19 protein-coding genes and 2 pseudogenes are annotated in these 23,670 nt (G+C 29.7%); 11 read left to right on the forward strand and 10 right to left on the reverse strand.

Features of this window, described 5'->3' with window-relative positions:
• The 5 genes and pseudogenes from QZ306_RS05115 to QZ306_RS05135 form a co-directional block, all read right to left on the reverse strand.
• A pseudogene (locus tag QZ306_RS05115) lies at positions 1 to 412 on the reverse strand (hypothetical protein); the annotation flags it as partial.
• A gap of 32 nt (positions 413 to 444) precedes the next feature.
• Positions 445 to 1,698, reverse strand: coding sequence for a hypothetical protein (locus QZ306_RS05120; RefSeq protein ID WP_295161822.1), 1,254 nt, complete (start codon positions 1,696 to 1,698; stop codon positions 445 to 447).
• Positions 1,699 to 1,707: 9 nt separating this feature from the next.
• Positions 1,708 to 2,427 (reverse strand): leucine-rich repeat domain-containing protein, encoded by a 720-nt coding sequence (locus QZ306_RS05125; protein ID WP_295161824.1) that lies wholly within the window; start codon positions 2,425 to 2,427, stop codon positions 1,708 to 1,710.
• A 427-nt stretch (positions 2,428 to 2,854) separates the two neighbouring features.
• On the reverse strand, positions 2,855 to 2,950 hold the full coding sequence (locus tag QZ306_RS05130; protein WP_295161826.1) for a MetS family NSS transporter small subunit: 96 nt from the start codon (positions 2,948 to 2,950) through the stop codon (positions 2,855 to 2,857).
• A gap of 20 nt (positions 2,951 to 2,970) precedes the next feature.
• Positions 2,971 to 4,476 carry a sodium-dependent transporter gene (locus QZ306_RS05135; RefSeq protein WP_295161828.1) on the reverse strand — a complete coding sequence of 502 codons (1,506 nt, stop codon included), beginning with the start codon at positions 4,474 to 4,476 and terminating at the stop codon, positions 2,971 to 2,973.
• 305 nt (positions 4,477 to 4,781) lie between these two features.
• Here QZ306_RS05135 and QZ306_RS05140 point away from each other — a divergent pair, with 305 nt between their 5' ends.
• The 3 genes from QZ306_RS05140 (at position 4,782) to hisH (ending at position 7,256) form a co-directional block, all read left to right on the forward strand.
• A complete protein-coding gene (locus tag QZ306_RS05140) occupies positions 4,782 to 5,912 on the forward strand; it encodes a glycerate kinase (RefSeq protein ID WP_295161830.1) in 1,131 nt (376 codons plus the stop codon).
• Positions 5,913 to 5,935: 23 nt separating this feature from the next.
• The gene (hisB, locus tag QZ306_RS05145) at positions 5,936 to 6,547 is read left to right on the forward strand and encodes an imidazoleglycerol-phosphate dehydratase HisB (protein WP_295161832.1); all 612 of its coding nucleotides are present in this window, start codon (positions 5,936 to 5,938) and stop codon (positions 6,545 to 6,547) included.
• A gap of 85 nt (positions 6,548 to 6,632) precedes the next feature.
• Positions 6,633 to 7,256, forward strand: a complete 624-nt coding sequence (gene hisH / locus QZ306_RS05150; RefSeq protein ID WP_295161834.1) for an imidazole glycerol phosphate synthase subunit HisH — start codon at positions 6,633 to 6,635, stop codon at positions 7,254 to 7,256.
• Positions 7,257 to 7,279: 23 nt separating this feature from the next.
• Here hisH and QZ306_RS05155 read toward each other — a convergent pair whose 3' ends face one another.
• Genes QZ306_RS05155 through QZ306_RS05170 form a run of 4 tightly spaced genes read right to left on the reverse strand, consistent with a single transcriptional unit; the run spans position 7,280 to position 11,715 of the window.
• Complete coding sequence (locus QZ306_RS05155) at positions 7,280 to 8,833, reverse strand: FAD-dependent oxidoreductase (protein WP_295161836.1); 1,554 nt, start codon at positions 8,831 to 8,833, stop codon at positions 7,280 to 7,282.
• 44 nt (positions 8,834 to 8,877) lie between these two features.
• On the reverse strand, positions 8,878 to 10,260 hold the full coding sequence (locus QZ306_RS05160; protein ID WP_295161838.1) for a 2Fe-2S iron-sulfur cluster-binding protein: 1,383 nt from the start codon (positions 10,258 to 10,260) through the stop codon (positions 8,878 to 8,880).
• Positions 10,261 to 10,282: 22 nt separating this feature from the next.
• Complete coding sequence (locus QZ306_RS05165; protein ID WP_295161840.1) at positions 10,283 to 11,449, reverse strand: NADH-ubiquinone oxidoreductase-F iron-sulfur binding region domain-containing protein; 1,167 nt, start codon at positions 11,447 to 11,449, stop codon at positions 10,283 to 10,285.
• Positions 11,446 to 11,715 (reverse strand): NAD(P)H-dependent oxidoreductase subunit E, encoded by a 270-nt coding sequence (locus QZ306_RS05170; protein WP_295161842.1) that lies wholly within the window; start codon positions 11,713 to 11,715, stop codon positions 11,446 to 11,448. The genes QZ306_RS05165 and QZ306_RS05170 overlap by 4 nt, the downstream gene beginning before the upstream one ends.
• 317 nt (positions 11,716 to 12,032) lie before the next feature.
• Between QZ306_RS05170 and QZ306_RS05175 the strand changes: the two genes are divergently transcribed.
• Positions 12,033 to 12,590: a sugar O-acetyltransferase gene (locus QZ306_RS05175; protein ID WP_295161844.1), complete on the forward strand. Its 558-nt coding sequence runs from the start codon at positions 12,033 to 12,035 to the stop codon at positions 12,588 to 12,590.
• A gap of 87 nt (positions 12,591 to 12,677) precedes the next feature.
• Here QZ306_RS05175 and QZ306_RS05180 read toward each other — a convergent pair whose 3' ends face one another.
• Positions 12,678 to 14,153, reverse strand: a complete 1,476-nt coding sequence (locus QZ306_RS05180; RefSeq protein WP_295161846.1) for a M17 family metallopeptidase — start codon at positions 14,151 to 14,153, stop codon at positions 12,678 to 12,680.
• 159 nt (positions 14,154 to 14,312) lie between these two features.
• On the opposite strand from QZ306_RS05180, the gene QZ306_RS05185 reads away from it, so the two are divergent.
• From QZ306_RS05185 to alaS, 7 genes and pseudogenes are all read left to right on the forward strand, one after another.
• The gene (locus QZ306_RS05185; protein ID WP_295161848.1) at positions 14,313 to 14,807 is read left to right on the forward strand and encodes a hypothetical protein; all 495 of its coding nucleotides are present in this window, start codon (positions 14,313 to 14,315) and stop codon (positions 14,805 to 14,807) included.
• Positions 14,808 to 15,126: 319 nt separating this feature from the next.
• Positions 15,127 to 15,411, forward strand: a pseudogene (locus QZ306_RS05190) (hypothetical protein).
• Positions 15,412 to 15,448: 37 nt separating this feature from the next.
• Entirely contained in the window at positions 15,449 to 16,222 is a 774-nt protein-coding gene (locus tag QZ306_RS05195; RefSeq protein WP_295161850.1) for an SDR family NAD(P)-dependent oxidoreductase, read from the forward strand.
• Between the two features lie 34 nt (positions 16,223 to 16,256).
• Positions 16,257 to 18,200 (forward strand): hypothetical protein, encoded by a 1,944-nt coding sequence (locus tag QZ306_RS05200; protein WP_295161852.1) that lies wholly within the window; start codon positions 16,257 to 16,259, stop codon positions 18,198 to 18,200.
• Between the two features lie 12 nt (positions 18,201 to 18,212).
• Entirely contained in the window at positions 18,213 to 19,145 is a 933-nt protein-coding gene (locus tag QZ306_RS05205; protein ID WP_295161854.1) for a lysophospholipid acyltransferase family protein, read from the forward strand.
• Between the two features lie 169 nt (positions 19,146 to 19,314).
• On the forward strand, positions 19,315 to 20,826 hold the full coding sequence (locus tag QZ306_RS05210) for a Do family serine endopeptidase (protein WP_295161856.1): 1,512 nt from the start codon (positions 19,315 to 19,317) through the stop codon (positions 20,824 to 20,826).
• Between the two features lie 234 nt (positions 20,827 to 21,060).
• Positions 21,061 to 23,664 (forward strand): alanine--tRNA ligase, encoded by a 2,604-nt coding sequence (gene alaS / locus QZ306_RS05215; RefSeq protein WP_295161858.1) that lies wholly within the window; start codon positions 21,061 to 21,063, stop codon positions 23,662 to 23,664.
• Positions 23,665 to 23,670: the final 6 nt, after the last annotated feature.

The following is a 23,670-nucleotide window of genomic DNA, read 5'->3' on the forward strand; positions in this document are numbered from 1 at the left end:
CTTGATTCTGATTTCTGTAATTATTAGTTATCATTCTACTGTTTATGTTGGTATAGGCTTGATTCTGATTTCTGTAATTATTGGTTACAACTCTCCCATTTATATTGGTATAGACTTGATTCTGATTTCTGTAATTATTGGTTACAACTCTCCCGTTTATGTTGGTATAGACTTGATTCTGATTTCTGTAATTGTTGGTTGCAGCTCTTCCGCTTATATTAGTATAGGCTTGATTTCTTCCCTGATTGGTTAGCTCATATATTGTTCTGGAATCATTTTTTTTCTCAGCCTCTTCCAATATCTTATTCTTAACATAATTTTTTATCTGAGTTTCCTGAATAAATAAAGGCGTAGAAAATAAAATACTGAACAAAATAAAAATCAAAAATATAATTCGGAAAAATAATTTCATAAATAATACCTCATTTACTTAAATTATACAATCTATTGGCCTACAAATCTATAAACAAAAGGCATAAACATTATAGAAAAGCTTTTCGAAAACAAAGCATATTCAATAGACAAAGACTGATAAAATATATCAATATTTAAACCAAATCTTACATCATAAGCAAAGTATTGACTTTTTCTGCTGCCCTTATCGGTATAAGCATTTTTTATATTATAATCATCGTTTTTAGAGTTTGGGGAGTTTAAAAATATATCGCTGTTAATATTATAATTAGCGTCTGCAAAAGAATAAATTAAATCAACTCCTACTAAAAAATAAGCGGCGAAATAATCTATAACAGGAACTTTTTCCTGAAACTTAAATCCGAAAACAACTTTAGGAGTTAAAGCAAAAGAAGTCCATTTGCCTCCTAAAGACTGACTTAAATTAAAAATAACTCCCGAATTAACAGCATTTTCAATAGGAACATCAAAAAAATAATTTCTGCTTTTGGAGCTTAAGCTTATTTCTCCCATATCAAAATTAAAGTCAAGTCTAGCATCTGCAAAAAAATATTTATTCCTCCATATATAAAACTTCATATCCAAACCCGCATGATAAGCTGTAGATAAAACTTCAATATCTTTTATAAACGGCTTATATAACCCACTTAAACCGGGAGCAAAAGCAAATTTAAGTCCTATAGATAAAGGAGCCGTCCAGCAGTTTATCTGACCGAAAATCTGCACATAAGGTATGGGAACTCTCTCCAAAGCTCTTATATATTCCAAATAATAACTTTCTCCTTTAATCTTAGAATCTGGAAGCTGCCAATTTACATAGGCGCTTATTCCTGCCGTACCTAAAGGAAAATGCATGGGTATTATAAGTCCGTAATTATCTCCTGAAGCTGCCGACATATTTATCTTTCTTTTTAAGGCTTCAAATAAAATTCCCATTCTATCCATACCCGATTCATAAAAATATGACATTCCTTTTACAGCACCTATAAAAAATGCCACATCATTATCATCAGTATATTTATGTATATTGCTCACGCTTCCGTTTATAGCTCCCCAATTGCTTGAACCAAGATTATTTATTTTGTTGTATGCATTAGACCAATATTTAATAATAAAATCCTGAGTTTTTAAATAATCTATATCCTCTAAAATATTTTTATCATATTCTAAGGAATAATTAGTTAAAAAATTATAAAACAAATCTGAGTTATAAATACTTTGAGAGTATAAGGATAAGCAGCATATATATGTAATGAATATATAAATAATAATTTTTATACGCATTATAGAACTCTATCTGAGAATTTCATTAATATCAAACTCGCCTTTGCAGTATGCATATTTATAATATTCCTTAGGCCAGCTGAAATTATCAAGCTCATGTCTTTCAATATTCGGCAGGTATAAAATCAGTTCATTTGTAGGACATCTGTAAAATACATCTCTGTCAAATTCTATTTTTCTGTTGATTGTTCCATAATATACAATTTCAGTAAGATTTGAACATTGTGATAATGCCGATTTGGCAAATCTTTCAAAAACTTCATTTATAACTAAAGTCTTAAGATTTGTACATTTTTGTAAAGCATTATCTCCAAGTATCCTCATATTATTTCCGAAAACTAATGTTTCAATATATGTATCATAAAAACACATAATGCCGCATACACTGACTGTATCAGGAATTTTTAAATATTTTAATTTAGGAGTATTCTCAAAGGTATTGACTTGAAAATTAGACATAGAATCAGGGAAAACAATATTGGTTATATTTATACAGTCTTTAAACATATAAACTTTTGACTGATAGCAGTCATGAGTAAGTTTTATTCCTGATAAATTACTTAATCCTGAAAAAGTATAGTCATTATTAGAATTATTATCCCAATTTGTGCAGTTTTTTAAATCCAAATATATTAACCTGTCTGAACCTTTAATATAATCTTTAATAATCTTTAATTTATTACTATCTATAATTTCCTTTAAAGCAAAGCATATTATAAGGATTGCCATTTAAATATTCATTCATCTTATTGGTTAAATCATTTTGGTTTATTATAGATAAATCTATATAATCTCCTGTTATATAGTAAGAATCATTATAATTCATATAGTGGCTTAAAAGATTTTTATTGCAGGAAATAAAAGAAATATAAATTAAGATAATAAAAATAGTTTGTTTTGCTCTGATTATTTTAATAAAATTTTTATGCAATGCCAAAAGAAAAGCTGATAAATATAAAATTATAATTGATTGATTGATAATTATGATATCTCCAGTTAAATATATTATAGTGAACTTTAAGCTTTATGTCAATGATTTTCAGATTTTTAATTAAAATAAGATGTATAGCATATAATGATTAAAAAACTATTTATTAATATTAAATAAAAAAGAGCGTAGACTTTTATAAAAGCCTATGCTCTCAATTTTTTACTTTTACATTTTTCTTAAAGCTATGCTGAGAAAGAAAGCAAAACCTCCCCATATACTAATCAAACTAAGCCCCATAAATAAAGCTGAATCTATTCCCATAATTTTATATCTCCTTTTTATTATTTAGGCTGATGAGGTATATTAGGCTGTCTGTCTTTAAGCTTAGCAAATAATATACCCACTGCAAACGCTATAACAGGCATAGACCAGCCCAAAAGAGCCAATGCCCAAGCAGGATAATTTCCGTAAGGATTTCTAAAGTCGTTTATTAATTTTAATGAAAGCATTACGGCTAAAAATACAGGCGTAAGGAATTTAAGGCAGAAATCCCACCATATTCCTATTTTAAACTCGCTTACCGTATTAATAGTTTCTTTAAATGATCCTAGCTTATATACCCAAGCCACAAGTATAATTTCTATCAATCCGCTTAATACAATATTATAATTGTTTACAAAAGCATCAACTATATCAAGTATGGAAAGTCCGCTTCCTGTGGCATATACCATTGATATAATGCATTGTATTAAAATAATAATAATACTTACTTTTTTTCTATTGAAATGGAATTTATCTATAAATGAAGATATTACAACTTCAGATAAAGAAATAGCGGAAGTAAGCCCCGCAAATGCAAGCACCAAGAAAAATACTAATCCGAATATTGAGTTTAATCCGGGCAAAGAGTTTATAGCTTCAGGAAATACCATAAATGCCAAACCTATGCCGCCGCTTCCAGCCACATCTGAAACAGCTTTTCCCTGAGAATGAGCCATATAGCCTATTATGCTGAATACTGTAATACCTGCAAATAAACTGAAGCTTGTATCTGCAAAACCTGTCATAAATGCATTATTCGCTATGTCGGAATCATCCGGCAAATAGCTTGAATAAGTAATCATTATTCCGAATGCAACAGACATACTGTAAAATACCTGCCCATAAGCATCAACCCAAATTTTAGGATTGGTAAGCTTAGAAAAATCGGGCTTAAACATATAATCGAGTCCCGATAAAGCTCCTGGCAGAGTTATGCCCCTAATTAAAATAAGCACTACCAATGCCGCAAGCAAAGGCATAAATATTTTATTTGCTTTTTCTATACCGTCTTTAACGCCTCCTATAACGGAAACTAATATAATAATCCAAACAATAATTAAAGGTACGGCAACCGATAAATTGAAATTACTAAGCGAAAAGCCGCTTTGAAGTTTTAAATATTCCTGAGTAAAAAAAGAAGCTGTATCGGTTCCCCATTTTAAGCCTTGAATAGAAAAAAGTACGTAAGATAATGACCAAGCAATAATGACAGAATAATAAATAACTATTGCAAAACATGTAAATACCTGAAGCCAGCCTAACCATTCCCAAGAAGGGTTCAAAGCTTTCAAAGCTCCGGGCGCGCTTTTATGTGTTTTGTGACCTATGGAAAACTCTAATATCATTATAGGTATGCCTGCGGTAAGCATAGCTATTAAGAAAACAATCATAAAAGCTCCGCCGCCGTTAGATGCAACCATATAGGGGAAACGCCATATATTACCCAAACCGACAGCAGAACCTATAGCCGCAAGTATAAAGCCTGCTCTGGTTCCCCATTGTCCTCTGTGATGATGATGACTCATCTTTCCTCTCCTTAATTTTTATTTTTCATTATTATACATAACCTTATATGATATATGAAAATATACAAAATAGCAATACTTTTTATAGAATTTTTTTTATTGCTTCTGTTTATAAAAAATATAATCAATAAACCGCCTTGCATAATTTACTCCTTTTTATTTTACTATTTTAAGTATATAAAAATTATATATATTTGCCTTGTATCATAGATACAATTTTTAACATATTTATTGTATATAATAAACAATGAAAATTAAAATTAATGTATTATATTTAAAATATAAAATTATTAGGGGGAATAATAGTGAAAAAGATAATAATAATACCTGATTCATTTAAAGGAAGTGCAAGCAGCTTGGAAATTTGCAATTATATAGAAAAAGGAATATTAAAAGTAATTAAAAAAGCTGAAATCATAAAAATACCTGTTGCAGATGGAGGAGAGGGCACTGTTGAATCAATACTATATGCTGCTGGTGGTAATATAAAAAAAGTAAATGTAAAAAATCCTGAAGGAAAAATTATTGAAGCTAAATACGGAATAATAAATAAAGAAAAAGCTGTTATAGAAATGGCTGCTGCATCTGGTATTACTTTAGTTGATGATAAAACTAGAAATCCATTAAAATATTCAACTTTTGGTACAGGGGAAATTATAAAAGATGCTTTAGATAATAATATAAAAGAGATATTAATAGGCATAGGAGGAAGTGCTACTAATGACTGCGGAATAGGAATGGCAGGCGCTTTGGGTTACAGATTTTTAGATAAATGTAATAATGAACTTGAAACTGTTGCTGAAAATATGATAAAAGTTGCTTATATAGATAACAGCAATGTTGATAAAAAAATATTTGATATAAAAATAACAGCGGCATGCGATGTAAAAAATCCTCTTTACGGTAAAAACGGAGCCACAGCAGTATACGGAAAACAAAAGGGAGTTACAAATGAGAGTTTTGATATATTAGATAACGGTCTTAAAAATATAGCAGAAATTGTAAAAAAACAATTCGGCAAAGAAATAGATTATATTGAAGGCTCAGGCGCTGCAGGAGGACTTGGAGGAGGACTTATTGCATTTTGCAATGCTGAGCTAAAAAGCGGAATAGATGCCGTGCTTGATATAATAGACTTTGAATCAAAAATAAAATATGCTTCTCTTATAATAACGGGAGAAGGCGCTATTGACGGACAGACGAAAGAAGGAAAAGTGCCAATGGGCATAGCTAAAAGAGCAGGAAATATTCCAGTAATAGCTATAGTAGGAGAGATAAGAGAGGGGGCAGATATTGTGTATGATTTAGGTATTTCCTCCATAATGCCTGTATTTACGAAAGCTATGACAATTGAAGAAGCAATTTCAAATACCGATATTTTAGTAGAAAATGCCGCAGAAAGAGCTATGCGTTTTATAAATATAGAATTAAAATAAATTTATTTTTAGGAGATTATTTAATGAGAATATCAGAAATAGAAAGAATAACAAACGAAACAAAAATAAAAATTAAATTAAATATAGACGGTACAGGAAAATATAAAAACAATACTAAAGTCGGTTTTTTGGATCATATGCTTGATTTATTTGCCCGTCATGGCAGATTCGATTTGGAAACGGTATGTGACGGAGATACTTATATAGATTATCATCATTCAGTTGAAGATACGGCAATAGTATTAGGCAGATGCTTTGCTGAGGCTTTAGGAGATTTGAAAGGAATAAAAAGATACGGAAATTTTTATATGCCTATGTGCGAGGCTTTGACTTTAGCCGCTGTTGATATATGCGGAAGAAGCCATTTAGTTTTTAACAGTGATTTAAAACATGAAAAAGTAGGTGATTTTGATACGGAGCTTATAAAAGAATTCTTTACTGCATTTACAAACTCTATGAATATTACTTTGCATATAAACACTTTATACGGAGAAAATACTCATCATATAGCAGAATCTATTTTTAAAGGCGCTGCAAGAGCTTTAAAAGAAGCATGCGAAATAGATGAAAAATATAAAGATGAGGTTCTGTCTACAAAGGGAATGCTTGAAAATAATAAAATTAATAATATTTAAAGTTAAAATAATACTTTGACTTTTATATTTTATTTTAGTATAATTCTTTAAATATATAAAATACAATTTTTCATAGGATGCTAATATGACGGCTATAATAGATTACGGAGTGGGCAATTTATTTTCTCTTATGCAATCGCTTAAATATGCAGAAATAGATGCAAAACTTACAGATGATGAGAAAATCATAAAAAATGCTGATGCTGTAATACTTCCGGGTGTGGGTGCTTTCAGAGATGCCATAGAAAAACTTGAAAAAAAAAATGAAGGAAGCTTAAAAAAAACAATAATAGAAGAAGCTCTTAAAGGAAAACTCATTTTGGGAATATGCTTAGGCATGCAGATGCTGTTTGATAAGAGCTATGAAAACGGCGAATATAACGGTCTCTCACTTATAAAGGGAAGTATTTGTCCTATAAAAAAAGATTTAAAAAATAAAAGTTTAAAAGTACCGCATATGGGCTGGAATAATCTTAATATAATAAAAGATGATAAAATATTTAAATATATTAATAATATGGAATATGTTTACTTTGTGCATTCATATTATGGAAAATACTGCAGCGAAAGCATAATAGCCGAAAGCGAATACGATGTTGTAATACCAGCCGTTGTAAAAAAAAATAATATTTACGGAATACAGTTTCACCCTGAAAAAAGTGCAGACACAGGACTTAATATACTAAAAGGATTCAAAGATTTAATATAATTATTATCTGCATATTATAATATTTAAAATAATGAAACTCTTGCTCTTTTTATTTCTGTTCTGTATCTTTTTATTTCCCACTCGGTTTTTTGCTTATCCCAATGAAGAATATTTGCCATTTCCTCCGCTATATGCTCGGATATTAAAGTTCCGCAGTCGTTTTCTGTGAGAATAAATCTAAGCCTTCTCATCATAATATCATCTAAATGCATAGCATGTTCTATTTCAATAAAATACTTTATAAGCCCTTTATTAATTCTATAATCCAATCCTACTTCAGCCAAAAGAGAAGAATCATTTCTGCAAAGTTCATTTAATTTTAAAATTAAACGAACAGACCCGAAATAATCTATCAAAAATTTAACCGTATTTTCATTCAAAACCAATTGAATATTTTTATCTAATTTATTATTAATAACTTTCTGATTGCTGAACCATTTATATGGCTTTCCATACATTTTTATCAAAGCTTTAACGGAAAGAAAAGAAGAAGTGGTAAAAGTTCCTCCTTCAGCTAAAAACAATCTGTATTTAGGATGCGTATGTACTTTAATATTAGAAGGATTTACAGGCATCATTCCAGACTGAGTTGTGATAATATGATTTTTATTCACAATGGAACTGAAGTATGTATTATATATATCAAGAAGATACTCAGCTTCATCGCTTGAAGTATATATGCAGTCTAAATTATTATTATTTTTTTTAATTGCAGGACCTATAACTGTAGAGTTTTTCCAGCGCATTAAAAATACATTAGGTCTTGATTTTATCTTAGGCAGCACTACCGATTTGTTTATATGAATTAAATCATTATTTATTATCAAATGACTGCCTTTAATATAATCAACTTTATTTTCAAAGTTTCCGTTTGGAAGCATTGAGCTTATGCTATGCCCCCAAGCCCCTGCAGCTATTAAAATAGTTTTTGCTTTAACTGTATAAATTCTGCCTGTAATATTATCTCTGAATACTGTTTTTTCTATCTCTTTCTCATTATATTCAAAAGCCTTTACCTCTGCATAATTTAATATATCCGCTCCGTACTCTTCAGCCTTTAAAAGAAGTTCTATAACATATCTTGAATCGTCTAATGTGCCTTCATAATACTCTACAGAAGCCATAACATCATTATTTATTAAATCGGGAAGACAATCCAATGTCTCATTTCTGCTATGCGATATATGTTTTTTTGTTTTTCCGAATAAAGAAAACATATCGTATAATACAGTTTTTAATTCCTCTCTGAACAGCCCCTTATTAGAATATTCATATATAGGATTAATAATGCCGAAAGAAGAAGAAGAGCTTTTATACATGATATTATCTCTCTCTTTTACTCTTATTGCAGTTGATATAAGATTTCCGCCGCTCATATCATTAAATCCGCCTGTAAGCATCTTTGAAGTTCTGGAAGAAGAACCGTAAGAAAAATCATGCTTATCAAGAAGAAGAGCGGAAAGCCCCACTCTGGAAGTTTTCAATGCTATAGTGGCGCCTATAACACCTCCGCCTATAATAATAATATCATATTCTTTATTACTATTATGCAGTATCTCAGCTCTTGTCTTTGCCATAAATACCTCTCCTATTATTTACAATATAGTATATAACAAAATCATTACAAATACAAATATTTTAATAAATCCCTTAAATTTAATCGGTTTTTATTTTTTTTCAGAAAAGAAGTCATCTCTTTTGATTTTCCGTAATTATCTATATAATGTCCTTCAAACTCGCCCAAATATGATACAGGAAAACTTAAATATGCATTATAAGCAAGAACTGAAAAATGAGGGGAGAACACTATATAATTTCCTCTGTTTTTGCCTGCAAAATCAATCATATAATCATTATCATCTAAAGCATCGCCTAATATAATAAATTTATTAAACTTTTCATCATTTATATTTTCGTGAAATTCTGAAAACTTTAAATTCCTAATAGAAAAATTATTAATATTTGTATAATTATCTCTTATATTTTTAGAGTTTGTAGCCATTTTATTTTTTTTGAAAGTAAGGTTTTCAATACCTATGGAATAAATAAAATTATCAAAAGCTTTAATATCCTCAATGGGGTACATGCTTGAAGATACTGCCAAAGTAAATTCAATATCAATCATATCAATAAACTTATAATATAATTCCCTAGCCTTTTCAAATCCGCACTGCATGCCGTTAAAAAAAGGCATTTCCAATATATCATTTGAATAATAATCTAATTTTCTTCCGTAATCGCATAATCCGTACATTTTTCCATGACAAGATGATATATCTTTTATGCTATAATCTATATAGCTGTAATTAACATCGCAAAGACGGTTGCATCCTATACAAAAACTATTAATGCTTTTTACCATACTTATATCATTATTAATCTTATTATCTATATTTCTTAATGCCTCAAATACATGTGTGGGACATAAATCGGTTATCATTGCATTATATCCGTCTGTAACTTTATAATCTGCGCATATACCGCAGCTGATGCATCTGTCATAGTCAGCATATATATAATCAGGAAGATTCATTTTTTCCGCTGCAGACTTTATTTCTTTTAGATTAATATCATTATCATTTGAAGCATTAACTGATGAAGGTATTGAAATATTATAAATATCCAAATATTTTTTTAATTTGCAGATATAACCGGCCTTGCAGCTTTCACATACAGGCTTATGACTATAAAGTATAGCCTTAAGCAGAGAAACTCTATATTTTGTAATATCTTCATCTAATAAGTTTAATACGCTCATTCCGTTTTCTGCTGTTTCATTGCATGCATATTTAAAAGAATATTCTTTTTCATTCTTTTTTTTTACTTTAACTAAGCATAATCTGCATCCTAAAATATTATTTTTTTCTTCAAAAGTATTTGTATTATTTTTTTTATATGAGCATAGATGAGGTATATCTATATTAATATATGATAATGCCTGAAGTATGGTATATCCTTTCTGAGATGATATAGTTTTGCCATCAACATTAAACTTTACTATCATAATTTATAAACCTCATATTAATTTAATCCTTTACAAAACTATATAGTGTAGTCTTATTTTCTATTAAATATATAAACTCTTCTTTAAACATCTCCATAGAAGATAATATGCAGTCTGCAAGACTTTTTATATACAGACATGAAGCCCCGATTTTTATCATTTCAGCGCAGTCTTTTAAGCTTGAATAATCGCTTAAAACAGAATGTCCCAAAAGCATTTTATTAATATAATATCCGCATAAATCAAATCCGCAGCGGCATGGAGTACATTTCCCGCATGACAGAGTATCTGCAAATTTAATTATCTTTAATATCACTCTTACCATGCATCTGTCTTCTTTTATGAAGCATACACCTCCGTTTCCTATCTTCATATTAAAACTGTCAAAACATTCATAATCTAAAGTCATTTTCTGAAAAGCATTAAAATCTATAGGAGGATTAAGAAAACCATTAGTAAATACGCATTTTATGCTGTATTCTTTCTCTATTCCTCCCGCCGATTTAATTATATTTTTAAAAGGCGTATACATCTCAAATTCATAAAGATTAGGATTTATAATATCTCCTGAAATTGAAAGTATATATGTTCCGTTATATTTTTTACCAGCTCCATAGCTCTTAAAACCAAGCTCTCCTATATGCAACAAATATGCAAACTGAGAAATAGTTTCCAAATCAAATATATATTTTTTATTTTCTAAAAATAAAGGAGTCATTCTGATTCTATATTCATTATAGTAATCATTTTCATTATAAATATTAATTTCAATATTATTTGTAAAGCCTAAATCTTCAGCTTCGGCTACAGTTTTTATTATAATATCTTTTTCTTCCAAATAATAATTTTTTAATATTATATCTATTCTTTTTATATTCAGAATTTCAGCTATTAATAGAGATCCGTCTAATATAAGATGAGGATTATTATTAATCAAAAATTTATCTTTAAAAACTAAATAATCCGATGATGCCGCATTAACAATTATAAAATCTTCTTTTATATTTTTATCGGTTAATAGTTTATGCATAGAGCTTTGCATAATATCTCTTTTAAGTATAGGATAAGAATCTAGGTACTGAAAAAAGCCGTCATTTATATCTTGAACAGTTAAATAATCTCCGAAATGATCTTTATATGATTTTATATCTTCTATATTATACTCATTATGAAGTACAAAGTTATTCATCTTTTTCTTATATGTATAGCTTCTATAAATTTAATGATACTTTTTAAAGACGATTTTGTACATTCCATACCATTAATAAGAACAGGTACGGCATTACGGCAATTATGCATACATTCCATCTCTTTAAGGAGCATACCGTCATAAGACGGCACGCCTATTTGCAGGTCATAATGCGAACGTATAGCTTCTAAAAGAGCATAGGATCCCCTAATAGAACAATGAAGCCCAACGCATACCTCTATCACAGTTTTTACATTGTAAGACATATTATTTTTATTCCTGCTAAAAACTTAAGAGATTAAAACATTAATATATAATAATATCAGCTGTATTATTTTTTCTTATGCCTGTTTTTGCGTAAACGCTTTTTGCGTTTATGCGTAGCCATCTTTTGACGAAGTCTTTTTCTTCCTGAAGGCATATACACTCCCGTTTTATATAATTTGAAAGCTTATTATAACATCTTATATAAATAATTTCAAGTTTAAACCTAAAAAACTGATTGTTATTTTATATAATATGCTTTATAATTATATATACCCAAATAAAAAATCGGAGGCATAAAATAACTGAATTAGAAAAAATGATAAAGGGATTAGAATACAGCAGTTCTGATAAAAATTTAACAAATATGAGAAACAAGGCAAAAGATTTATGTCTAGAGTATAATTTACTGAAGTCTGAGCAATTAAAAGAAAAAGAATATATTATAAAAAATCTGTTTGGAAAAATAGGAAAAAATTTTGAAATTACTGCTCCGTTTTACTGCGATTACGGATTCAATATAGAAATTGGAGATAATTTTTATATAAATCATAACTGCATAGTATTGGATTGTTCCAAAGTTAAATTCGGAAATAATGTATTCATAGCTCCTAACTGCGGATTTTATACTGCAGGACATCCTTTAGACATAGAAAGAAGAAATAATTATATAGAATATGCCTATCCTATAACTGTAGGCGATAATGTATGGATAGGTGCAAATACTATAATTTTAGGCGGAGTAAATATAGGAAACGGAACTGTAATAGGAGCAGGAAGCATGGTATTAAATGATATACCAGACAATACGCTTTGCTTTGGAAATCCATGCAGAATTATAAGAGAAATAAATGATGAAGACAGAAAAAAAGCTTAAAATTGGAAAAAACAATTATAATTAATAAAAATAACTTAAGTATTTCACACTGCAGTTATATTTATTAATTATTACTGTATCATAAATTTAAAATTTATCCGTATCAGTAAGCTTTTCAACTGTTTTAGCAAGCAGATAAACACCTACTCCCGTACCGCCTTTAGATATATATTTAGAATTGCAGTCGCTGTAAGAAGTACATGCTATATCCAAATGAGCCCATTTTGCACCTTCTGTAAAATAAGATAAAAACTGAGCAGCTGTTATAGTCCCTGCATATCTTCCGCCTGTATTCTTTATATCGGCTATATCCGATTTTATCTGCTCTTTATACTCTTCAAACATAGGAAGTTCCCATACTCTTTCATAAGTATCATCTCCTGCTTCTTTTAAAGCCTGAGTCAACTCATTATCATTGGACATAAGCCCTGTAGCATTCCTGCCTAAAGCTATTGAGCATGCCCCCGTTAATGTGGCTATATCTATTACAAAATCAGGATTATATTTTTTTATTCCGTAAGACAGAGCATCGGCAAGTATAAGCCTTCCTTCGGCATCTGTATTAACAACCTCAACCGTAACTCCATTATGCATTTTTAATATATCTCCGGGATTTATAGCAGAACTTCCAGTTTTATTATCGGTTAAAGGACATATTACGGTAACATTAGCATCTAAATTCATATCGGATATTAAAAATAATGCTCCGCAGACAGCGGCTGCTCCCGCCATATCGTCTTTCATACCAAGCATACTGTCGGCGGGCTTCAATGACATTCCGCCTGTATCAAATGTTATACCCTTTCCAACCAATAAAATATTTTTTTTAGCCTTATCTTTTTTATACTGAGCAATAAATACCCTAGGAGGATTCTTGCTGCCCTGATTAACTCCCAATATGCCGTTCATACCCAATGCCTTTAATTCTTTTTCATTCAGTACTGAAGTAGTTATTTTTCTGCTTTCAGACTGCTTTTTAGCCATATCTACAAATGTTAATGAGTTTACAGCATTGCTTGGTTCATTTACCATATCCCTCGCCCAAAATATGCTGTCGGCTATGCAGCTTGCTTTATCTATGGCATTTTCAGTATATTTTTTATGCTCTGAAACTAAAAGTATATTTTTTATATTTACTCTGTCTTTTAATCTTTTATCACCCAAATAATTATCAAAGCTGTAGGAGGAAAGTATTATTCCTAAACAGAATTGAACATACGATTCTTCTGAAGCTATCTCTGCAAATAATTCAGCCATATCAACTTCTATGTCATCAATACTTAAATCTTTCATTATTTTTATCAGAGAAGCGCCTGCATTCTTCCAAGTCTCATACATATAATTTTTTACTTCCCTATATGTTATAAAAATTACTCTTGTATTGCTTGTAAAACCAAAAGCAAAAGGAGTAGATATTGTATAGTATTTATCTTTTGCCAAACTGTTAAACAGCTTAATATACTCTTCATTAAATGTACACACTTTAGGAGCTTCTTTTTCAACTTTTACAAATACGGCTACAGTATGTTTTTTTATAAAATTGATTGTATGTTTAAGTTTCATTTTAGATCCTTGATTTTGTAAAATAATGTTTGATTAATAATTATATATAATGTTTATTTTATGTCAATTACAATATAAAAAAAACTATAAACTATTATTGCAATATATTATTAAAAATATATAATGAAAAAATAATTTATTTAAGAGGTTTTACAATTTATGAAAAAAATATATGTTTATATGATTGTATTTACATTTGCAGTACTTTTAAACTCCTGCGGCAGCGGAGTAAGCAGAAACAGACCAGAAGGCTGGATTAATGACGACACATTCAGAGTAATGGGTATGGGCTCTCCTTCAGACAATATAGATGACAAGTTCAGAAGAGAGGTTGTATCAAAACAGGCTGCGGAATTGGACGGAAAAAATAAAATAGTTGCCAAAATAGTGGGTTCCTATGTGGAATCATTGACTTCTTCAGAAAAAGGCATGATAGATGAATATGTTATACAGGAAAGAGTGGCAGGCAGAGTAAGAGGGCTTTCTGTGGTTGAAAGCAAATGGGATTCAAAGCAAAACTGCACCGTTGTAATGGAATTATATTCCAAAGGATTAAAAAAGAAAATGGATACTTTAATTTCGCAATATCTTAATGAAGTAGGAATGCAGTATACCGCCCAAGATGTTGCAGGTATGGTAAATACTTATAAATAATATTAGGTTATTTTATTAAAATATAATTCAGTAAAATAATTGTATATTTGAAAACTATAAAACAGACTGTTTTTAATGCATATTTTGTATTAATACGGTCTGTTTTTATATACATAATGATTTAAATAAATTTTAATAAAATTATTTATAAAATAAAAACTAATAATTGATAATTAAAAAAATATTTTTTATATAACTTTTTGCCATATTTTAATTTATATTTGCATGATTATTTTTTTAAATACTATTGCAATATAGCATTCAAAATATATAATATAAATTTTAAGGGAGGAATAAATTGATAAAACAGAGTTTCATTATGTTAACAATTTTAACTGCATTTGCGGTTTCCTGCGGCAGCGGAGTAATCAGAAACAGACCAGAAGGCTAGATAAATGACAGCACTTTCAGAGTTATGGGAATGGGTTCTCCTGCCGACGATATAGATTTTACAGATAAATTCAGAAGACAAATTACTTCAAAGCAGGCTGCAGAATTGGACGGAAAAAATAAAATGGATACTTTAATTTCGCAATATCTTAATGAAGTAGGAATGCAGTATACCGCTCAGGATGCGGCAGGTATGGTGAAAACTTATAATTAAGATTATTATATATATATTAGTTTTAAGGATATACCAGATGCATAAAGAAGATATAAGCAAAAGGACAGCTTTTATTTCAGGAGCTAGCTCAGGCATAGGAGAAGCTACTGCAAAAATGCTTGCATATAATAAAGTTAATCTTATTCTTGCCGCAAGAAGAATAGAAAGACTTGCAATACTCAAATCCAAGTTAGAAAAAGAGCATAATATAAAAATACAGATAATAAAAACAGACTTCTCTAAAACTGAGGATATTATAAAAGCTGTTGACAGTATTGAAGATAAAAATATAGATATACTTATAAATAATGCAGGCTTAGCTTTAGGAAAAGATTTATATTATGATAACAGTATAGAAGATTCAATTCAAATACTTAGGGTAAACTGTGAAGGATTAATAGTATTAACAAGACTTTTAATGCCTTATATATTAAAAAGCAAATACGGACATATAGTAAATTTATCTTCTACTGCTGCAGATGAAGCGTACAGAGGAGGAGCAGTATATTGCGCCACTAAATCATTTGTTGATATGTTTGCAGACAGCATAAGAATAGAATTAATAGATAAGCCTGTAAAAGTAACAAATATAAAACCAGGTGCCGTTAATACAGAGTTTTCTGTTGTAAGATTTAAAGGCGATAAGGAAAAAGCTGATAATGTATATAAGGGATTTACCCCTTTATATGCTGAAGATATAGCCGATAATATAGAGTATGTACTTACTAGAAAAAGTCATATACAAATATCAAGTATTACTATTATGGCAGAAAATCAGGGAAGCGCCACTATAATACATAAAAATATATAAGATAATAAAAAATATTTTAAGGGAGCTATTATTTATGGGAGATATAGATAATACCAGAGATAGATTAAAATTAAATGAACTTAATAAAGATGCAAGAAAAGATTTATTTAATAAATTTATAGATGCAGGCGGCGAAGTGGTGGCTGATAAAAAAAAAGATAATGCAGGAACTATTTCAGGAGTTTCAAGAAAAAATTCAGGAACATTATCGGCAGGAAATGAAAGAAGAGGAGGAAGAAATACAGACTACGGCAGTTCAAAAAGCACCGCAAAGGATAATACTCAGAAATCTTCATCATCTTCAAATATTTCGGCAGCAAAAAATAACGGAATATTTTTTAATGCAAAATTATGGTTTAATGCCGTAAGCGCAGGCGTAATCACATTTATTGGCGGTAATATTAACCCTAAATTCTTGAATTTCATAGATAAAAATGTAATAGCGGCTTTTCTTGAGATGGATACCTTAATATTCAATGCATTAAATCCGAGCGGCTCTTCCAACATAGACGCTAAAGCTAAACATCATAAAATAATAGCCCAATTTAATAAAGATATTGAAGATTTGGAATTACTTGAGAGAATAAAAGATCAATATGATGAAAAAACATATAAAGATTTATTAAGACCTTATAAAGAATTAAACAATAATATTTCTGCTGAAATCTATGTTAAAAACATTAAAGCAATATTCAGACCTCTTTATGTGCTTCATACTTATTCATCAAGAATTAAAATCGCAGGGGAAAAAGCTATGTTTGCTTATGCTGCAGTTGATAATATAAGCAGAGGAATAGTAAACTCAAGAATATCTGCCTTTAAAAGGGCGGCGGAATTGATTTATTCTAAATATTATCCTAAACTATTTGTACTTCTTCAGTATGCTTCTAAAGAAAAATTAGAAACTATTAATGATTTTAACAAATACCTTAATATTACAGAAGAGGATATATTAGGATACTATACAAAATTAAAAAAAGAAAAAGAAAAACTGAAAGCAAGTAAAATAGAAGAAGTTAAAGAAAATATAGGAAAGAAAAAAGATGATGATGATGAAAAACTCAGCAAAGTGGAATCTATAGGAGTAAAATTAATAAATAAATGCGTTTCCTTCAAAAAAGAAGATAATAATATAGAATATGAGGGAGATCCGTTTTTTATTGTGCCTACTAAAGATAAAATATACAGAATAAAAGTTTTGATAGATTTTTTAGACAGGGAATATTCAGCCGTATTTGTTTCTAATAAGGTAAAATATAATTTGGTTTATGATAATCAAATAAGAACGGATTATAAAAATGATTTTAATAATATATTTTTATCATTATTAGATACCAATTCAAGATTAAATGAATACAGCGGACTTTGCAAAAATATTTCTAAAATAGAAGATGATAAAACTATGCGTTTTGAACAAAGAGTTTCTATGCTGTCGGATAAAAACGGACAGCGCTCCTATTTAGCTAAAAATTTAAGAAATACTTTTGTATCTATAATAACTCCTTTCAAAAAAAAATTGGATAAATTATTATTAGATAAAGAAGAAAGAGAAAGAATAATAGAAAATCCTAATGATATATTAACTTTTTCAGCTGAAGTCGGAAAAACTAAAAAGAGGATACAGGGTTATAATGTAATGAAAGCTTTAACGGAAGCCTATTATTTTGTTTCAGGTTTTAATTACTTAATTACGCAGGGAGAATTATCGGGTGCGGGACTCTTGATAGAAAGAGATGATATTAATGATGAATCTTCAAAAGAAGAAAATATAATATCGTCTGAAAATAATACAGAAAGCAGCAGTACTGTAAAGCCTGATGAGAACAATAAGGATGATAATAAAAATGAAGATAAATCTGATGATAAAAAAAATAACGATTCAAAATCTGAAATTGAATCAAATAACTTAAAAACAGTAAAAGAAAACGAAGAAGAACAAAATAAAAATAATGAAACAGATATTAAAACTGAAGAATAAAGAGAGGTTATTTTGTCATATAAATCACCAAAAGTTATAATGCTTGAATATATACCGCTTCGTATATTAATGGAAATTATATCTATTATGCCTTATATCTTAGTTATATTGATGGCAAAACTAATAGGTACTTTAATGTATTATTTGGTTCCTAATGTTAGGAAAGTAGCATTAATAAATCTAAAACAGGCATTTCCTGAAAAGAGTTTTAAAGAAAGAAAAAGAATAGCAAGACGCTCTATGAAATCTATGATGATGACTTTTGCCGAGTTTATAAAATCGTCAAGAATGTCGGACGAACAGATATTAAAAAGAATAAAAATAGAAGGCAGGGATATTTTTGACGAGGCAATGCATAAAAAAAACAGGGGTATTATAGCTATTACAGGACATATCGGTAATTGGGAGTATATATCCTTTTATTTTAGTTTGAAAGGCTATAATCCCGGAGTTATTTTCAGACCTCTGGATAATCCTAAATTAGATGCCTATATGCGTTCTTGGAGGGAGAAAAGAGGAGCAGTATGCATATCAAGATGGGGGGATCTGAGAGAAATATTCCGCATTTTAAATGAAAATAAACCTATTGCTTTTTTATGCGACCAAAATTACCTAGACGGCATATTTGTTGATTTTTTCGGATATCCATGCGCCACAGCTTCAGGACCTGTTGCCATTGCTATGAAAACAGGACTTCCTATGGCTATTTTATACAATATTCCAGACAGATACGGACATCATAAAATCGTAGTATCCGATATTCTCTATATAGAAGAAAAAAATACAAAAGAAGAGACCATAAAACATAATGTTCAAAGATATACCAAAAAATTGGAAGAGATAATATCAAAATATCCTGAAAATTGGCTTTGGATTCACCCCAGATGGAATACCAGACCTAAGGGAGAGCCTGAAATTTTTTATAAGAATGATAATTATAAATAGATTTTTACTTTGCTTTTTTTGACAGGTTTATATTATATGTTATAAAAAGCATTTATAATACAGATTTCTTAATTTAAAAAATATTATTAAGATGCCTGTTTATTTAAATTTTTAAATATATTTGCAACATATTATTATAAAAATATTTCAAAATAGGAGGTTATGAATAATGCAACATAAAAAACGTTCATTTATGTTCTTTTTTAATATAGGACTTACATTTATTTTAGTAGGAATAATTATTTCTTTCTTCATATTCTCGTATGAAAAAAATTATAAAAAAGACAAGTTTTTAGTTCATGCGCAGACAGCTCCAGAAAAAACATCTTTTTCAGGTTCATTAGACGGTGCTTTATCTGTTGAAGGGGCCATAAGAGATGTGGTCAATAAAAATATGTCTGCAGTAGTTAATATATCTACAGAAATAGAAGCAGGCAATAGAGAAGAAGACAGATATGCAGATGAATTCTTCAGATTTTTCTTCGGAGATCAAATGCCTAGACAGAGAAGAAGTCAGAAGTCTTTAGGAAGCGGTTTTATAATTAATGAAGACGGATATGTGCTTTCAAACTACCATGTAGTAAAAGGAGCCACCAAAATTATGATTACTCTTTACGGAGAAGACGGAGAATTACCAGCAAAATTAATAGGCTATGATGAGGCGTATGATTTAGCGCTATTAAAAATAGAAAACAGCGGAAGAACTTTTCCTTATGTGGCTTTAGGAGACAGCGATGCTATAGAGCCTGGAGAGTTTGCAATTGCCATAGGAAACCCTTACGGACTTAATAATACTGTTACTTTCGGTATTGTAAGTGCAAAAGGAAGAAGCGATGTAGGAGCTAACAGATATCAAAGATATATACAAACAGATGTTGCCATAAATCCAGGTAATTCAGGAGGTCCTTTATTCAATATTCATGGTCAGGTTATAGGCATAAATACTCTTATATATTCCACTTCAGGAGGAAGCATAGGAATAGGTTTTGCTACTCCTATAAATATTGCAACTTCAGTTATGACAGATTTAAAAGAAAACGGGAAAGTTACAAGAGGCTACTTAGGAATATATTTGCAGGATATTGATGAAAATCTTTCAAGAGGGCTTAATGTTAAGCAAAACAGCGGCGTATATGTAAGTGAAGTTGTTCCTAATTCTCCAGCTTCTAAGGGCGGATTGCAGGACGGAGATATTATAATAGAATTTGATGGTGAAAAAATGACAAGATCAGGGGATTTATTTAATAAAGTTGCAGCTACTAAAATAGGAAAAGAAGTGACTGTTAAATATTTAAGAAACGGAAGAGAGAAAAGTTCGAAAATAATTATAGAAGCAAGAATTGAAGATGAAAATGTTGTTCCTTCAAGACAGTCGCAAAATAACTCTCATGGAAATGCAAGATCTTGGATGGGATTAGATGTGTCAAATATTACGCCTGAAATATCTCAGAGACTTCAGATAAGAAGCAATGAAAGAGGAGTTGTTGTGCTTAATATGACTCAGAACTCTAAAGCCTATCAATACGGACTTAGACCTGCGGATGTTATAAAAGCCATTAATGGAATAACAATATCCAATATAGACGACTACAATAATTTTGTAAAATCTAACGGAAATGATAAGTCTTTTACTATAACAATTAAAAGAGCCAGAATGACTTATGTTATAATTATAGAATAGTGCTTTTATAAAGTTAATAAAAAAGAATTGTAAGTAATTTCTTACACTTACAACTCTTTTTTATTTAAATAAATTATATTTAATAAAACTAATTTAATTTTTCTGTAGATTCTCATATATTCTGCATACTTGCATTCATTATCAATTTAATATATCATTAATAAAATATATAGCTTAAAATAAAAAATTAAATTTTCATATATATAATAAATGTTCTTAAAAACAGGAGTTATCATGACACATTTAGAATTGAGAGAAAAGTTCAAAGAGTTTTTTAAAAGCAAAAAGCATACTATAGAAAAATCATCATCTCTCATACCGATAGACGACCCTAACCTATTATTTACTACAGCAGGTATGCTTCAATTCAAGCCTTACTATGCAGGAATAAAAAAAGCTCCATACTCAAGAGCAGCCACAATACAAAAATGCTTCAGGCTTTCAGATTTGGAAAATATAGGAAAAACCGCCAGACATCATACTTTTTTTGAAATGTTTGGTAATTTTTGTTTTATGGGAGATTATTTCAAAAAGGAAGCTATAGAGTTTGCTTGGGAATTTTCAACTCAGGTTATAAAACTTCCTAAAGAAAGAATATATGTTTCTATTTATGAAAAAGATAATGATGCTTTTAAAATTTGGAATGAGCATATAGGAATACCTAAAGAAAAGATAGTAAGGCTCGGAAAAAAAGATAATTTCTGGGGACCCGCGGGAGATTCGGGAGCCTGCGGACCTTGCAGCGAACTTTATATTGATATGGGAGAAGATAAGGCATGCTCCAATCATAATTGCTTTGTAGGCTGCGACTGCGAAAGATATTTAGAGTTTTGGAACCTAGTATTTAATGAATTTTTTCAAGATACTGAAGGGAATTTATCTCCGCTTCCGAATGTAGGTATAGATACAGGAATGGGACTTGAAAGACTTTGCTATATTGTGCAAGAGGCTGAAAGCAATTATCAAACCGATGTAATGAAGCCCATAGTTGATTCAATAGTTAAAAAACTTAATGTAAAATATGAAGATAAAAATAAAACTAAAATAAATTTAATAGCGGATCATTTAAGGGCATTAGTTTTTGTAATATCCGAAGGATGCATTCCTTCAAATGACGGAAGAGGATATGTACTTAAAAGGCTTTTAAGAAGGGCTTTAAAAACTGCGGGCGATTTAGGATATAAAGGAGCTTTCTTAAATGAACTTACATCTTCAGTAGTTAATGTTTATAAAGATATATACGATTATTTATTAAAAGAAGAAGAAAATGTAAAAAAAATATTAAAAGAAGAAGAAAATAAATTTATAAGTACAATATCTGCAGGTATGAATAAGCTTTATGCCTTAATGGAAGAAAGAAAGAACACTAAAGTAATAGAAGGAAAAGATGCTTTTATGCTGTTTGACACATACGGACTTCCTTTTGATATAACAGAAGAAGAAGCATCGGATCATGGATTTACCGTTGATAAAGCGGGGTTTGAAGAAGCTATGGAAGAGCAGAAAAAAAGAAGCAGAGGAATTGGAGAAAATAAAAAATCCAAATTTGAATATGTTGAAAGTTTTGAAACAAAATATGTAGGCGAAGAACTTAATAATTTAATTAATGGAGTAAAAGCAAAAATAACCGCATTGTATCAAGATAATAATAAAAAAGAAAAAATATACAATGGAAAATCCATCATTATAACGGATATATCTCCTTTTTACGGCGAAATGGGCGGACAAATAGGAGATAACGGATATATAGAAAACAGCAAAAAAGAAATCATTAAAATCACAGATACTCAAAAGAAGGGAAATACTATTATACATATAGCCGACTGCGGTAATTATTCATTAAATGAAGGAGAAGAAATAAAGTTATTTGTAAATTTTGACAGAAGAAATGCCATAAGAAAAAATCATACAGCTACCCATGTACTTCAAAAGGTATTGGAGCTTACATTAGGCAGTCATATTAATCAGGCTGGAAGTTTTGTTTCTGAAGAGTATTTGCGCTTCGACTTTACACATCCTCAATCTATACCTGAAGAAACTCTTCTTGATATAGAAAACAAAGTTAATGAAATGGTATTTAAATCGATGCCTGCTGTTATTAAATATATGCCTAAAGATGAAGCCGTATCATCAGGAGCTAAAGCATTATTCGGTGAAAAATATCCCGATATTGTAAGAATACTTGATATAGGAGACGGTTTTTCCGTTGAGCTTTGCGGCGGAAGCCATTTGACAAACACATCTGAAATCGGTTATTTCCATATAGTAAGCGAAGGTTCTATTGCAAGCGGAGTAAGAAGAATAGAAGCTATTACAGGATTAAAAGCCGCAAATGAAGCCAGTAAATTATTTAATAAAGTTAAAGGCTTAGCTCAAATACTTAATATTTCAAAAATAGATGATATCGGCATAAAAACGGAGAATCTGCAAAACGAAGTAAAGAAACTGCATAAGGAAATTAAACAATTAAAAACTTCATCAGGCAATGCATCTTCATTTATAGATAATTATGAAAATATAAACGGATTAAGATTTTACAACTTAGAATTTAATGAAGATATTAAAGAAGTAAGACTTTATGCTGATACTATAAAAGAAAGAGTAAAAGACAGCCTGTCAATAATGATAAGCAAAACAGATTCTTCTAATTCTATACTGGTGCAAGCAACAGGAAATGCGCTTAAAGAAAAAAAATTATCTGCTAATAATATTATAAAAGATATTATCAAAGCTTCGGGAGGACGAGGCGGCGGAAAAGATACTTTTGCTCAAGGCTCTGTTGAAAATATAGAGAAGGCAAAAGAAGAAATAAATAAATTAAAAAATAAATGGTTATAAGTTAAA

Source organism: uncultured Brachyspira sp. (genome assembly GCF_910588665.1).
Lineage (GTDB): Bacteria > Spirochaetota > Brachyspiria > Brachyspirales > Brachyspiraceae > Brachyspira.